Genomic DNA, 13338 nt, shown 5'->3' on the forward strand with positions numbered 1-13338 from the left:
ATTGATGGTTTGCAGAGGATTGCACGCGATAGTTTGCGGCGAGCCCTCTCCTGCTGCCCGACCATGACCCACACGCCCTGCCCCATAGGACACCCGACCGCCCTCGCCCTTCGCCTGAGCGAGGCGGCGCTGGAATCCTCCGGCTGGCACACCGTGGCACAGGCTTTGGAGACGGAGGCGGGCGCCGGCTTCGCCCTGCGCTTCCAGGCGCACGGGTCCGGCAGCCTGCCCGCCCCGGACCACCGCGCGACCCGGATCGTGCTGTCCGTGCCGGACCTCGGGACCTGGACCATGGACCTGCCGGCCGGCTCCGGCGGCGCGCTGGCGCTCGCGGTGCCGCTGCGCGAGGCGCTGGCGCTCGCCATGCGTCTTCGCGAGGGCCTGCCGCTCAGCCTCGCCGAGCTCGAGGCGGTGCTGGACCCGCTGCCCTACGCGACCATGCTCCTCGACGGAGAGGCCGGGCTCCTGTTCGCCAACGCGGCGGGCGAGGACCTCCTGGCCAGCCGCCGTCTCTTCCTGCCGTCCCGGCCGGGCGCCCCGCTGCGGCCTGTCCAGGGGCAGACCGACGAGGCGCTGGACGCGGCGGTCGCCGACATCCTGCACCGGCGCGACACCGGCGCGCGATGGGTCGCGCGGGGGCCGGACGGGGCGCATCTCGTGATCCACCTCCAGCCGGTGGGCCCGGCGCACGCCGAGCGCGGCGCGGCGCGCATCCTGATGACGCTGCGCTCCATCGGCGCGGCGGAGACCCTCGGATAGGACCCGCCGGCCCGTCAGGCCGGGAAACGAAAAAGGGCGACCCTCGCGGGCCGCCCTGAAACAGGTCGCATGGGCGCGGGGCGGATCAGCCCTTGGGCGCCAGCACCATCATCATCTGCCGGCCTTCCAGCTTCGGCTCCGCCTCAACCTTCGAGATCTCGGCGGTCTCCTCGCGCACGCGGTTGAGCAGGCGCATGCCCAGTTCCTGGTGCGCCATTTCGCGGCCGCGGAAGCGCAACGTCACCTTGACCTTGTCGCCTTCCTCGAAGAAGCGGCGCACCGCCTTCATCTTGGTCTCGTAGTCGTGGTCGTCGATGTTGGGACGCATCTTGATCTCCTTGACCTCGATGGTCTTCTGGCGACGACGCGCCTCGGCGGCCTTCTTCTGGCCTTCGTACTTGAGCTTGCCGAGATCGAGGATCTTGCAGACCGGCGGAACGGCGGTCGGCACGATCTCCACGAGGTCCAGCCCGGCCTCCTCGGCCAGCGCGAGCGCCTCCTGGGTGGGGATCGCACCCCGGTTCTGGCCGTCGGCGTCGATCAGCTGGACCTGGGGAACCCGGATCTCCCGGTTGGAGCGCGGCCCCTCCTTCTGGGTGGGCGGCGCACGAAATGGTCTGCGAATGGTCGTTGACTCCGGCTGTTGACGTTCGACTCTTCGGTCACGAAAACTGGTCCGGATCGGAGGGGCGCCGGGACGCGCGAAGGCGTTGCCCGACTCTTCCGACCGGAGACTGTCGCCTCATATAGCACGCTCCGGCTTCGATTTCACGCCGGGAGCGAGAAAAAAGGCCGGAATCCCGCCACACCCGCGCCATGGAGGCCCGATGACCGAGGCACCCCCCACCCCGACGCCGCCCCGCTTCGAGACCGTGCCCCATTCGGGCGAGCGCCTCGCCTATCTCGCGGTCGAGGGGCGAGACGAGGGGCCGACGCTCGTCTGGCTCGGCGGCTTCCGCTCGGACATGCGCGGCACCAAGGCCGAGGTCCTGTCGGCGCTGTGCGAACGCGAAGGCCTGCCCTTCCTGCGCTTCGACTATTCGGGGCACGGCGGGTCCGAGGGCCGCTTCGAGGACGGCACGATCTCCGGCTGGACCGAGGACGCGGCGGCGATGATCGCGGCGCGCACGCGCGGGCCGCTCCTCCTGGTCGGCTCGTCGATGGGCGCCTGGATCGCCCTGCGCCTCGCCCAGCGCCTGCCCGGCCGCGTCCGCTGCCTGCTCCTGCTGGCGCCGGCGCCGGACTTCACCACCCGCCTCGTGGAGCCGCGACTGACGGCGCAGGATCGCGCCGCGCTGGCGCGCGACGGCTTCATCGCGGAACCCTCGCCCTATTCCGACCAGCCCACGGTCTACACGCGCCGGCTGATCGAGGACGGGGCGGCGGCCGCCGTGATGACAGGGCCGATCGCGCTCGACCTGCCGGTGCACGTGATCCAGGGCATGGAGGATCCCGACGTGCCCCACGCCCACGCGCTGGAACTCGTCTCGCTCCTGCCCTCCGCCGGCGTCACGCTGACCCTGGTGAAGGACGGCGACCACCGCCTGTCGCGGCCGGAGGACCTCCAGCGCATGGAACGGGCGGTGCTCGCGCTGCTAGGGGAAGGCGCCGCGAGCGCCTGAAGAAGGCGCCCCGGCGGCCCCGCGGCCATTCCGCGACAAACGCGTGACGTTTGCGCAACAGCGGCAAGACGGCGCCCGCCACCCAGCGCAAAGCCCCGGTTTGGCGGGTTTGAAGGACGAGGGCGGAATTTTCCCCGCCCGTCCCTTGCCGCCTCCAGGCTGCCGCCTACCTTGCCTGCGCGTTTTGGGTGATTGACAGCATTCGGCACTGCACACACGATACTCCCCGAGCGAGGACGGGTCGCTCGTTCGACGGAGATCGTGATGATTTTTCGGCGCTTTCTCGGCGTGACGGTCGCTTTGTGCCTGCAATCCGCCGCCACCCTCGCGGCCGATGCCGCAGTGCACTCGGACAGGTCGGGGCACGGCGACGCGATGCTGGTGGGCGGCCCGATCAAGCAGCCCTTCGGCCATCGCGCCTTCTGCCTGCGCCAGCCCGAGGAGTGCGGGCCGACGGCGAACGCCGACCGGCCGCCTCCGGTGCTGGACGACGCGCTGATGGCCACCGTGGCGCGCATCAACACGGCGGTGAACGCCGAGATCGAGCCGGTCAGCGATCAGGTCCTCTACGGCCAGGAGGAGTTCTGGGCGATCCCCACCACCCAGGGCGACTGCGAGGACTACGCCCTCCTGAAGCGCGCGCGGCTCCACGCGGCCGGCATCCCCCTGTCCGACCTCCTGCTGACGGTGGTGAACAAGACCGACGGGACGGGCCACGCCATCCTCACCCTGCGGACCATGTCCGGCGACTTCGTGCTGGACAATCTCGACTGGCGGGTGCGCCGCTGGAACGAGGTGCCCTACCGCTTCGTGAAGCGGCAGTCGCCGCGCAACGCCGGCGAATGGCTGGAGATCGAGAGCGCGCCCGAGCCGCTGGTGAGCTCGGTCTCGCGCTGAGCCGCTCGCGTCCCGCCGCGCGGGGCTCGGGATCGGGTGCGGGACAGCGCGTCGCCCTTGGGCTATGGACGGCCCGATGAGCAAGCTCTTCTCCTTTCTGATCGTGCTGGCGATGGCGCTCCAGATCGTCCGCCCGCTGGGCCTGCCGGGCCTCCGGCGGCGCGGCGACTTCTGGAAGCTCGCGATCGGCGCCATGGTGGTGTTCGGCCTCGACGTCCTGCTGCGTCCGCACTGAGCCCACACGGCTCCCGGCGCGCCGGATTTGATCGGGGCGGAGGGCTCGTGTAGGAGACGCGCTTTCACAACTGCGTCGACCGCACGGCTCGGCCAGCGCGCCGGATTTTCCCATGGATCGCATTCGCATTCGCGGCGGCAACGCCCTCAACGGGACGATCCCGATCTCGGGCGCCAAGAACGCGGCCCTGCCGCTGATGATCGCCTCGCTCCTCACCGACGACACGCTGACGCTGGAGAACGTGCCGCACCTGGCCGACGTCGAGCAGCTCATCCGTATCCTCGGCAACCACGGCGTCGACTATACCGTGTCGGGCAAGCGGCTGGCGACGCAGGCCTCCTCGGGCCGCACCATCCACTTCACCGCCCGCACCATCGTCGACACCACCGCGCCCTACGAGCTGGTCTCCAAGATGCGCGCGAGCTTCTGGGTGATCGGCCCGCTGCTCGCCCGCTGCCACAAGGCGCGCGTCTCGCTGCCCGGCGGCTGCGCCATCGGCACGCGGCCGGTGGACCTCTTCATCGAGGGGCTTCAGGCGCTGGGCGCGACGATCGACATCGACGCCGGCTACATCGTCGCCGAGGCCAAGGGCGGGCTGGTCGGCAACCGCTACACCTTCCCCAAGGTCTCGGTCGGCGCGACGCACGTCATGATGATGGCGGCCTCGCTCGCCAAGGGGCAGACGGTGATCGAGAACGCCGCGCGCGAGCCCGAGGTGGCCGACCTCGCCGCCTGCCTCAACGCCATGGGCGCCAAGATCTCGGGCGCCGGCACCGCCACCATCACGATCGACGGGGTCCCCGCGCTCTCGGGTGCGCGTCACCGCGTGCTGCCCGACCGGATCGAGACCGGCACCTACGCCATGGCGGTCGCCATGACCGGCGGCGACGTGACGCTCGAGGGCACGCATTCGGGCCTCCTGCAGACCGCGCTGACCGCGCTCGGCGACGCGGGCGCCGAGATCACCGACACGTCCGGCGGCCTGCGGATCGTGCGCAACGGCGGCGGCATCCGACCGGTGGACGTCGTCACCGACCCGTTCCCCGGCTTCCCGACCGACCTCCAGGCCCAGTTCATGGCGCTGATGACGCGCTCGGACGGCGTCTCGCACATCACCGAGACGATCTTCGAGAACCGCTTCATGCACGTGCAGGAACTGGCGCGCCTGGGCGCCCGGATCTCCCTCTCGGGCCAGATGGCCCGCGTCGAGGGCGTGCCGCGCCTCGTGGGCGCTCCGGTGATGGCCACCGACCTTCGCGCCTCGGTCAGCCTGGTGATCGCCGGTCTCGTCGCGGAGGGCGAGACGCTGGTCAACCGCGTCTACCATCTGGACCGCGGCTTCGAGCGCCTGGAGGAGAAGCTGGGCGCCTGCGGCGCCGAGGTGGAGCGCATCTCCGGCTGAGCCGGGGCGCTCCCGTGGCCTAAAACGGCGGCAAGGCTTGCTTTTTGCCGCGCGAAATCCGATCTAGGGCACGAAATCACCCAACGACGAGGTCGCCCAGCGGGGCGCACCGAGATTCAGGAGGGAGGACGCGCGGCGTCCGCCCCCCCGCAACGAGGCCCGATAGGCGCATGGCGAAAGAAGAAGTTCTCGAGTTTCCCGGCACGGTCACCGAACTGCTGCCCAACGCGACCTTCCGCATCAAGCTCGAGAACGACCACGAGATCATCGCCCACACGGCGGGCCGGATGCGCAAGAACCGCATCCGCGTTCTGACGGGCGACAAGGTGCTCGTCGAGATGACGCCCTACGACCTCACCAAGGGCCGCATCACCTACCGCTTCAAGTAAGCCGCGATGTCGGCCGTGCCGCACAGCGCGCTGGTGCTCGCCTCGGGCTCGCCGCGACGGCTGGAGCTTCTCCAGCAGGTCGGCATCGAGCCCGCGCGGCTGCTGGCCACCGCCGTCGACGAGACCCCGGAGCGTTCCGAGCACCCGCGCTCGCTCGCCAAGCGCCTGTCGCGCGCCAAGGCCCTGGCCGCGCACGCGGCGCTGGCCGCGCGCGGCGAGAGCGGGGGCACGTTCGTGCTCGGCGCCGACACGGTGGTCTCGCTCGGCCGGCAGGTCGTGCCCAAGGCCGAGATCGCGGAGGACGCGATCACCAATCTGCGCATCCTGTCGGGCCGCTCGCATCGCGTCTTCACCGGCGTGTGCGTGGTCACACCCGGCGGCAAGGCACGCCAGCGGCTGGTGGAAACCCGCATCCGCTTCAAGCGCCTGTCGCGCGACGAGATCGAGCGATACGTGGACAGCGGCGAGTGGCAGGGCAAGGCCGGCGGCTACGCCATCCAGGGCCTGGCCGGCGGCTTCGTGGTGCGCCTCGTCGGCTCCTATTCCAACGTCGTCGGCCTGCCGCTCTACGAGACCCTGTCGCTGCTGACGGGCGAAGGCTTCGTGATGCCGCGGCCAGGCGCCGCGCCGGCCGCCTGAGACCCATGGTCGCCGCCGTCACGGGGCTCCGCCCGACGCGTAAGTGCCCCGAATGCGGCCGCCCGTCCGCGCGCGCGAGCTTTCCCTTCTGCTCGCCGCGCTGCAAGGCGGTGGACCTCAACCGCTGGCTGTCGGGCTCCTACGTGATCCCCGGCCCCGCCGACGAGGGCGGCGCGCCGGGCGACGACGAGCGGTCCTGACGATCGGGCCATCCCCATAAAAGAAAGCCGGCGTGCCGCATCGCGGCCGCCGGCTTTTTCGTGGGAGGTCCGCCGCCTCGGAAGGGCGAGCGGCGGACCGACCGGCCGCTACTGCGCGGGCGCCGCGGTCGCGGCGGGCTCGCCCCCGCCCTGCCCCGCGCCGACGGGCAGCGCCGGATGGGCCGTGTCCTCCACCGCGAAGGGGATGTACTCGCCGATCGGCGGATAGACCTGCACGAGGCCCTTCAGCACCATCTCCACCGCGACGAAGAGGATCACCGCAAGGCCGACATAGGCGATCCAGCGGTGGCGGTTCAAAAGCTTGGCGATGAAGTTGGCGGCCACCGCCATCAGCGCGATCGACAGGAGGAGGCCGAAGGCGAGCAGCGTCCAGTGATGGCCCTCGGCCGCGCCCGCCACCGCGATCACGTTGTCGAGCGACATGGAGACATCGGCCAGGATGATCTGCGTCGTCGCCTGGCCCAGCGTCTTGCGCTTCTTGGCGGCCGCGCCCTCGAGCGCCGCCTCGCCGGCCTCGTCGTGCTCGGGCGCGCGCAGCTCGGTCCACATCTTCCAGCAGACCCAGAGCAGGAGGACGCCGCCGGCCAGGAGCAGGCCGAAGATGCCCAGGAGTTGCGTGGCGACCACCGTGAAGGCGATGCGCAGCAGCGTCGCGGCCGCGATGCCCCAGAAGATCGCCTTCTTGCGCTGGTCGGCGGGGAGGCCGGCGACGGCGAGGCCGATGACGATCGCGTTGTCGCCCGCCAGGACGACGTCCATGATGATGATCTGGCCGAGCGCCAGCCAGCCTTCGGGTGTGAGGAGTTCGAACATGGGGGCCTTTCCCGCGCTCCAGCGGATGACGGGCGACCCGAGGGGCGAGACGTGCGGACCGCGCGGCTGTGGGTCAGTCGGCGGACGGGCTCGCGGGCGACGGGTCGCCGCATGGAGGAAATCGTCCGCCAGTCCGACATCGCAGCCGCGGAGCGGCTGCCAGAGGGGCCCGGCCTGGCCCCTCGGCCATAGCGGTCCTCACGAAAAGTTGCAAGCGGCGTGACGGATGGACGGCACGGTTGAGTCGCGCGCGCTGCCGGTCTACCCACCCGGCCGACGCATCCGATCCGGGAACGAGCCGCCCATGTCCACCACCACCCTGACCCAGCTCGGCGCCGAGGCGCGCCCCGCCGCCAGCCCCGAGGAGGCGGTCCTCGAGACCGTCCCCTACACGCGCGGCGAGGGCCCGCCCGCCATCGTGCGCTTCGTGGCGCCCGAGTTCACCTCGCTCTGCCCGGTCACCGGCCAGCCCGACTTCGCCCATCTGGTGATCGACTACGCCCCCGACGCCCGGCTGGTGGAATCGAAGTCGCTGAAGCTCTTCCTCGTGTCGTTCCGCAATCACGGAGCCTTCCACGAGGACTGCACCGTGACCGTGGGGCGGCGGATCGTGGAGGCGACGCGGCCGCTCTGGCTGCGCATCGGCGGCTACTGGTATCCGCGCGGCGGCATCCCGATCGACGTGTTCTGGCAGACCGGGGCGCCGCCGGAGGGCGTCTTCCTGCCCGACCAGGGCGTGCCGCCCTATCGCGGACGGGGCTGAGCGCCGGGGAACGCAGCGTCGCCGTTGATCGGCAGGCGATGCCCGTCTACACGCTGCCTGGATGAAGGCCCGAGGGGGATCCCGCATGGAACTGGACAAGGTCGAGGACGCGATCGCCGCCGTGGCGGCGGGCGAGCTCGTGGTGGTGGTGGACGACACCGATCGCGAGAACGAGGGCGACCTCATCATGGCCGCGGCGCGCGCGACGCCCGAGAAGATGGCCTTCATGATCCGCCACACGAGCGGCATCCTGTGCGTGCCGATGACGGGCGAGCGGGCGCACCGCCTCAACCTGCCGCCCATGGTCGCCAACAATCTCGACCCGATGCGCACCGCCTTCACCGTCTCGGTGGACTACCGCGTCGGCATGACGACGGGCATCGCGGCGGAGGAACGCGCCGCCACCGCCCGGGCCCTGTCCAACGACAACGTGCCCGGCGGCGAGTTCCTGCGTCCCGGCCACATGTTCCCGCTGATCGCGCGCGAGGGGGGCGTGCTCACCCGCTCCGGCCACACGGAGGCGGGCACCGACCTCGCGACGCTCGCGGGCCTGCCTCCGGTCGGCGTGCTGGCCGAGGTGGTGAACGACGAAGGCACGGTGAAGCGCCTGCCCGAGCTCATTCCCTTCGCCCGCGAGCACGGGCTGAAGATCGTCTCGATCGAGGACCTGATCTCCTACCGCATCCGGCGCGAGAGCTTCGTGACCTGCGTGCGCGAGGAGGAGATGATGATCGGCGGGCTGAAGGGGCGCGTGCGCGTCTACGAGACGCCGTTCGACGACATGCAGCACGTGGTCGCCCTGTTCGGCGACGTGCGCTACGCCGAGCGGGTGCCCACGCGCATCCACCGCGAGCAGCCGGTCAGCGACCTGTTCGCCAAGGTGCGCGGGCGGCCGAGCTGGGTGGAGCTGGCGGTGGACAAGCTGCGCGACCGCGGCCAGGGCATCCTGATGCTGCTGCGCACGCCCGAGGTGGACCAGTTCGAGGCCGCGCCCACGCCCGGCGAGCCGGTGGCCGACGGCGAACGCCACGGCAGCGCCAAGGCGCGCCGCCAGCGCTGGCGCGAGGTCGGCATCGGCGCGCAGATCCTGCGCGACATCGGCGTGCGCTCGATCTCGGTGCTCGCCACCCACGAGCGCGCCTATGTCGGCCTCACCGGCTTCGGCATCGAGGTGGCGGACACGATCCTCGTCGACGACTGACCGTTCAACGCTCGCCCTCTCGGCAGCGGGGCGGGGCGTGGCCTATGTGAGGGGGGCCGGCGGCGCACCGCCGGCTTCGCCCGGAGCCCCGCCATGAGCCTGACCGACCTTTCCGACCCGACGCCGCTGCGCATCGGCACCGTGACGCTCGTGGTGCGCGACGCGGCGCGCGTGTCCGAGTTCTACCGCGAGGTGGTGGGCCTTGCCGAGACCGGGTGCGAGGGCGGCACGATCCATCTGGGCGTGGGCGCGCGCACGCTTCTGGAACTCGTCGCGAGCCCCGGCGCGCCCCTGTCCGACCGCGGCGCGGCGGGCCTCTTCCACACCGCCTTCCTCCTGCCGGACCGCGCCGCGCTCGGCCGCTGGCTGCGCCATGCCGCCGGTCAGCGCGTGACCCTTCAGGGCGCCTCCGACCACGGCGTCAGCGAGGCGGTGTATCTGGCCGATCCCGAAGGCAACGGCATCGAGATCTATGCGGACCGGCCGGCCGGCGCGTGGCCGCGCTCGGGCGGCGCGCTGCGCATGGTCACCGAACCGATGGACGCCGACGCCGTGCTGGCCGCCGGCGGCGGCGCGGCCTATGCCGGCGCACCCGAAGGGACGGTGGTCGGCCATGTCCACCTCCAGACCGGATCGGTTGCGCTCTCGGAGCGGTTCTACACCGACGCCCTCGGGCTGGAGCTCACCCAGGCGATGCCGAGCGCCGCCTTCCTGTCGAGCGGCGGCTACCACCACCACGTCGCCGCCAATGTCTGGAACAGCCGGGGCGCGCCGCCGCGCGACCCGGCCGCCACGGGCCTGCGCGGCTTCGAGATCCTGGCGCGCGACGAGGCCGCCTTCGAAAGGGCCGAGGCGGCGGTTCTGCGATCGGGGGCGACGGCCGCCCGCGCCAGGGAGGCGATCCACCTCACCGACCCGTCCGGCGTGGGCGTCGCACTGCGAAGGGGCTGACGGGCTCGCGCAGCCTTCCCCCGCCCCTTCAGGCGATCAGAGCTCGTTCCGTGCGGCCGCCTCGGCGCGACGGCCGGCCTCCAGCCAGAGCGCGCGCTCGCGGCGCGCGTCGGGCAGCGCGCGGTGCTCGGGCACGGCCTCGCGGCCCATGCGCTCCACCGCGTGGAGGATCGCCTGCGCCTCGGCCGCGCGCTCCGGGCCGAGGTGGCGGGCGACGGCCGCCCCGCGCGCCTCCTCCGTGTCGGCGAGACGCAGCGCGTGGCGCGGCAGGCCGCCGCCGCGCAGGAGGACGCTCAGCCACTTGCCGTCCCAGGACGGGGCGCTGGCGAACAGCGCGTGCGGCTCGAGAACCTCCAGCATCCGGCGCGCCAGGCGCTCGGGCGGCCTGCCGTCGCGCTCCAGCGTGGCGCGGTCGATGCCGTGGATGCGCTCGGCCTCGCGGTCCCAGTCGGTCCAGTCGGCGGCCGGGCGGATCAGGTGGCTTTCCGCTTCGCCGGTCTCGAAGACCCAGGCGATCTCGACGGGAAAGCTGCGGCGAGCGAGGGACGAGGCCTCGAAGTCCAGGAAGACGATCATGCCCCCTCAACGCACGAAAGGGCCGGCGGATCGCTCCGCCGGCCCTTTCGCTTCCCTTTACGGGCCCGGTCAGCCGGCGTAGGCGCGCACGTCCTGGCGCTGCTCGCCGAGACCCTCGATGCCGAGGCGCATGACGTTGCCGGGCTTCAGCCAGACCGGCTCCGGCTTGATGCCCATGCCGACGCCCGGCGGCGTGCCGGTGGTGATGACGTCGCCCGGCTGGAGGCTCATGAACTGCGAGATGTAGTGGACGAGATGGGCGACCCCGAAGACCATCGTCTTCGTGGAGCCGTCCTGGTAGCGGTGGCCGTCGACCTCCAGCCACATGGACAGCGCCTGCGGGTCGGGAACCTCGTCGCGCGTCACCAGCCACGGGCCGATGGGGCCGAACGTGTCGGCCGACTTGCCCTTGACCCACTGGCCGCCGCGCTCGGTCTGGAAGTGGCGCTCGGAGATGTCGTTGACGACGCAGTAGCCGGCCACGAAATCCAGCGCGTCGGCCTCGTCCACGTAGCGCGCCTCGCGCCCGATCACGACGCCGAGCTCGACCTCCCAGTCCGGCTTGGTGGAGTTGCGCGGGATCACCACGTCGTCGTTGGGCCCGACGATGGCGCTGGTCGCCTTCATGAAGAGCACCGGCTCGGCGGGCACCGCCATGCCGCTCTCGGCCGCGTGGTCGGCATAGTTCAACCCGACGCAGATGAACTTGCCGACGCGCCCGACGCAGGGGCCGATGCGCGGGTCGCCCTCGACCGTCGGCAGCGCGGCGAGGTCGGCCGAGCGGATGCGGGCGAGGCTCTCGTCCGAAAGGGCCACGCCGGCAATGTCGTCCACCAGGCTCGACAGGTCGCGCAGCGTCCCGTCCTCCAGGCGGATCGCCGGCCGCTCCCGGCCCTTCTGTCCGACGCGAAGAAGCTTCATTCTGTTGGTCCCCTCAATAGGTGGCGCGGCCGCCCGACAGGTCGAAGACCGAGGCGGTGGTGAAGGAATTGTCCCGGGACACGAGCCAGGCCACCATGGCGGCGGCCTCCTCGACCTCCAGGAAGCGGCCGCGCGGAATGCGCACCAGCATGTAGTCGATGAACTCGGGCGTCAGCGTGTCGAGGATACGCGTGCGCGCCGTGGCCGGGGTGATCGCGTTGACCGCGATGTCGTATGTCGCCAGCTCCTTGCCGAGCGACTTGGTGAGGCCGATCACGCCGGCCTTGGCCGCCGAATAGGCCGACAGGTTCGGGTTGCCCTCCTTGCCGGCGATCGAGGCGATGTTGACGATGCGCCCGTAGCCGCGCGCCTTCATGCCCGGCACCACGGTCCGGTTGACGTAGAAGGTGCCGTTCAGGTTGATCTCCACGACGCGGCGCCATTCCGCCGGGTCGTATTCGTCCAAGGTCGCGTTCTTGCCGGCGATGCCGGCCGAGTTGACCAGGATCGAGACCGGGCCGACCTCGCGTTCCACCGCCGCGTGGACGCGGCCGAGCGCGTCGAGATCGGTGATGTCGACGACCTGCGACGAGGCGGCTTCGCCGAGCGCGGAGCGCGCCTCGTCCAGAAGCGCGGCGTCGAGATCCCACAGGCTGACGCGAGCGCCCGAGGCGACGAGGCGCTGCGCCACGGCGAAGCCGATCCCCTGCGCGCCGCCCGTGACCACGGCGACCTGCCCCTCCAGATCGATGCGGTTCATGCTCCCCTCCCAAGGATGTCCGAAGACTGGTTTAACGTTACATGAAACGCGCCGCAAGCCGTCCTCACCCCGTCTCCCCCGGCAGGAAGGCGACCGGCAGGCACAGGTCCTGCGTCTCGAACCGGCCGCCCTCGAGCCGCCGGAGCATCGCCTCGCCGGCCCGCTCGCCGAGCTCGTAGGCGGGCGAAGCGAGCGTGGTGAGGCGCGGGCGGGCGTGGCGATGGGCCGGAAAGTCGTTGAAGCCGACCACCCGCACGCGGCCGGGCACGGCGACGCCCCGGTCCAGAAGATGGAGGAGCGCGGCCGAGGCGATCTGGTCGTTGGCGCCCCATACGGCATCGGGCAGGCCGTGGGCGGCGATCCAGGCGCCCAGCGCCTCCTGCACGGCGGAGAAGTCGTCGTGGTCGACGCTGATCGCGGCGCGCGGGGCGCCGCCCAGCCCCGCCGCGAGGCCGGCGAGGCGGTTCTCGATCGCCGGCCAGCTCTGGCGCGGCAGCATGGCGAGCACGGAGCGCGCGCCGAGCCGGGCGAGGTGCTCGCCGACGCGCCGCCCGCCCCCTTCGTCGTCCTGGCGCACCAGGCACAGGTCGAGCCCCTCGGTCTCCACCACCTCCTGGAACAGAACCACGGGCTGGCCGAGGCCGCACAGACGGCGCAGCACCTCGCGCCGCGCCTCCGGGGCGCCGGACACCATGGCGCAGAGCCCGCCGACGTCGTAGGTGCGCATCAGGGCCGAGGCCGCGAGCCCGTCCGGCGGGAGGCCCGACAGGGTGAGCGTCCAGTCGGCGCGGTTGAGGACGTTGGCGAGGCCCGCCACGAGCTGCGCGGTGAAGAAATTGGCGAGGAAGGCGGGCGATTCGTCCACGATCACCATGCCGATCGACCGGGGGCCCGCGCCGCGCAGGTTGCGCGCGCTGGCCTGTCGGCGATAGCCGAGCCGCTCGATCGCGGCCTCGACGCGCGCGCGGGCGGCCGCGCCCACGAACTGCGTCTTGTTGTTGACGACGTTGGACACGGTCATCGCCGAGACGCCCGCCTCGCGCGCGACGTCCTTGATCGTCGCCCGGCCCTGCCTGTCGGCGTTCATGCGTGCCCGTGTCTCCGTCCCGGACGCGCAAAGGGGGCGCCGCCCGCGCCCCAGTCATAGCCGGGGACTGCCGCCCGCGCCTAGCCCATGGCGGGCCGGGCG

17 protein-coding genes are annotated in these 13338 nt (G+C 71.8%); 11 read left to right on the top strand and 6 right to left on the bottom strand.

The window, feature by feature from the left end:
* Positions 1-63 precede the first annotated feature (63 nt).
* Positions 64-759 carry a nitrogen regulation protein NR(II) gene (locus D3218_RS15520; protein ID WP_136625114.1) on the top strand — a complete coding sequence of 232 codons (696 nt, stop codon included), beginning with the start codon at positions 64-66 and terminating at the stop codon, positions 757-759.
* Positions 760-844: 85 nt separating this feature from the next.
* Here the strand turns inward: D3218_RS15520 and infC are convergent, their stop codons facing one another.
* On the bottom strand, positions 845-1384 hold the full coding sequence (gene infC / locus D3218_RS15525; protein ID WP_119540983.1) for a translation initiation factor IF-3: 540 nt from the start codon (positions 1382-1384) through the stop codon (positions 845-847).
* 202 nt (positions 1385-1586) lie between these two features.
* On the opposite strand from infC, the gene D3218_RS15530 reads away from it, so the two are divergent.
* From D3218_RS15530 to yacG, 7 genes are all read left to right on the top strand, one after another.
* Positions 1587-2381, top strand: a complete 795-nt coding sequence (locus D3218_RS15530; RefSeq protein ID WP_119540984.1) for an alpha/beta fold hydrolase — start codon at positions 1587-1589, stop codon at positions 2379-2381.
* 264 nt (positions 2382-2645) lie between these two features.
* A complete protein-coding gene (locus D3218_RS15535) occupies positions 2646-3278 on the top strand; it encodes a transglutaminase-like cysteine peptidase (RefSeq protein WP_119540985.1) in 633 nt (210 codons plus the stop codon).
* 76 nt (positions 3279-3354) lie between these two features.
* Positions 3355-3513 (top strand): hypothetical protein, encoded by a 159-nt coding sequence (locus D3218_RS19825; RefSeq protein WP_168990551.1) that lies wholly within the window; start codon positions 3355-3357, stop codon positions 3511-3513.
* A 112-nt stretch (positions 3514-3625) separates the two neighbouring features.
* On the top strand, positions 3626-4915 hold the full coding sequence (gene murA / locus D3218_RS15540; protein ID WP_119540986.1) for a UDP-N-acetylglucosamine 1-carboxyvinyltransferase: 1290 nt from the start codon (positions 3626-3628) through the stop codon (positions 4913-4915).
* A 170-nt stretch (positions 4916-5085) separates the two neighbouring features.
* On the top strand, positions 5086-5304 hold the full coding sequence (infA, locus tag D3218_RS15545; RefSeq protein ID WP_055892241.1) for a translation initiation factor IF-1: 219 nt from the start codon (positions 5086-5088) through the stop codon (positions 5302-5304).
* A gap of 6 nt (positions 5305-5310) precedes the next feature.
* Positions 5311-5943 (top strand): Maf family nucleotide pyrophosphatase, encoded by a 633-nt coding sequence (locus tag D3218_RS15550; RefSeq protein ID WP_119540987.1) that lies wholly within the window; start codon positions 5311-5313, stop codon positions 5941-5943.
* A gap of 5 nt (positions 5944-5948) precedes the next feature.
* A complete protein-coding gene (gene yacG / locus D3218_RS15555; protein ID WP_119540988.1) occupies positions 5949-6143 on the top strand; it encodes a DNA gyrase inhibitor YacG in 195 nt (64 codons plus the stop codon).
* 108 nt (positions 6144-6251) lie between these two features.
* On the opposite strand, the gene D3218_RS15560 is transcribed toward yacG, so the two are convergent.
* Entirely contained in the window at positions 6252-6977 is a 726-nt protein-coding gene (locus tag D3218_RS15560; protein ID WP_119540989.1) for a TerC family protein, read from the bottom strand.
* Between the two features lie 304 nt (positions 6978-7281).
* On the opposite strand from D3218_RS15560, the gene queF reads away from it, so the two are divergent.
* The 3 genes from queF to D3218_RS15575 all read left to right on the top strand — a co-directional run bounded on the left by queF (position 7282) and on the right by D3218_RS15575 (position 9892).
* Positions 7282-7740, top strand: coding sequence for a preQ(1) synthase (gene queF, locus D3218_RS15565; protein ID WP_119541077.1), 459 nt, complete (start codon positions 7282-7284; stop codon positions 7738-7740).
* Between the two features lie 85 nt (positions 7741-7825).
* A complete protein-coding gene (gene ribB, locus D3218_RS15570) occupies positions 7826-8941 on the top strand; it encodes a 3,4-dihydroxy-2-butanone-4-phosphate synthase (protein ID WP_119540990.1) in 1116 nt (371 codons plus the stop codon).
* Positions 8942-9034: 93 nt separating this feature from the next.
* Positions 9035-9892, top strand: a complete 858-nt coding sequence (locus D3218_RS15575) for a VOC family protein (protein ID WP_119540991.1) — start codon at positions 9035-9037, stop codon at positions 9890-9892.
* A gap of 36 nt (positions 9893-9928) precedes the next feature.
* On the opposite strand, the gene D3218_RS15580 is transcribed toward D3218_RS15575, so the two are convergent.
* From D3218_RS15580 to D3218_RS15595, 4 genes are all read right to left on the bottom strand, one after another.
* Entirely contained in the window at positions 9929-10468 is a 540-nt protein-coding gene (locus tag D3218_RS15580) for a 3'-5' exonuclease (RefSeq protein WP_119540992.1), read from the bottom strand.
* A gap of 69 nt (positions 10469-10537) precedes the next feature.
* Positions 10538-11389 carry a fumarylacetoacetate hydrolase family protein gene (locus D3218_RS15585; RefSeq protein WP_119540993.1) on the bottom strand — a complete coding sequence of 284 codons (852 nt, stop codon included), beginning with the start codon at positions 11387-11389 and terminating at the stop codon, positions 10538-10540.
* Between the two features lie 13 nt (positions 11390-11402).
* On the bottom strand, positions 11403-12149 hold the full coding sequence (locus D3218_RS15590; protein ID WP_119540994.1) for an SDR family NAD(P)-dependent oxidoreductase: 747 nt from the start codon (positions 12147-12149) through the stop codon (positions 11403-11405).
* Between the two features lie 64 nt (positions 12150-12213).
* A complete protein-coding gene (locus D3218_RS15595; protein WP_119540995.1) occupies positions 12214-13236 on the bottom strand; it encodes a LacI family DNA-binding transcriptional regulator in 1023 nt (340 codons plus the stop codon).
* Positions 13237-13338: the final 102 nt, after the last annotated feature.

This window comes from Aureimonas flava (genome assembly GCF_003583935.1).
Classification (GTDB): Bacteria; Pseudomonadota; Alphaproteobacteria; order Rhizobiales; family Rhizobiaceae; genus Aureimonas; species Aureimonas flava.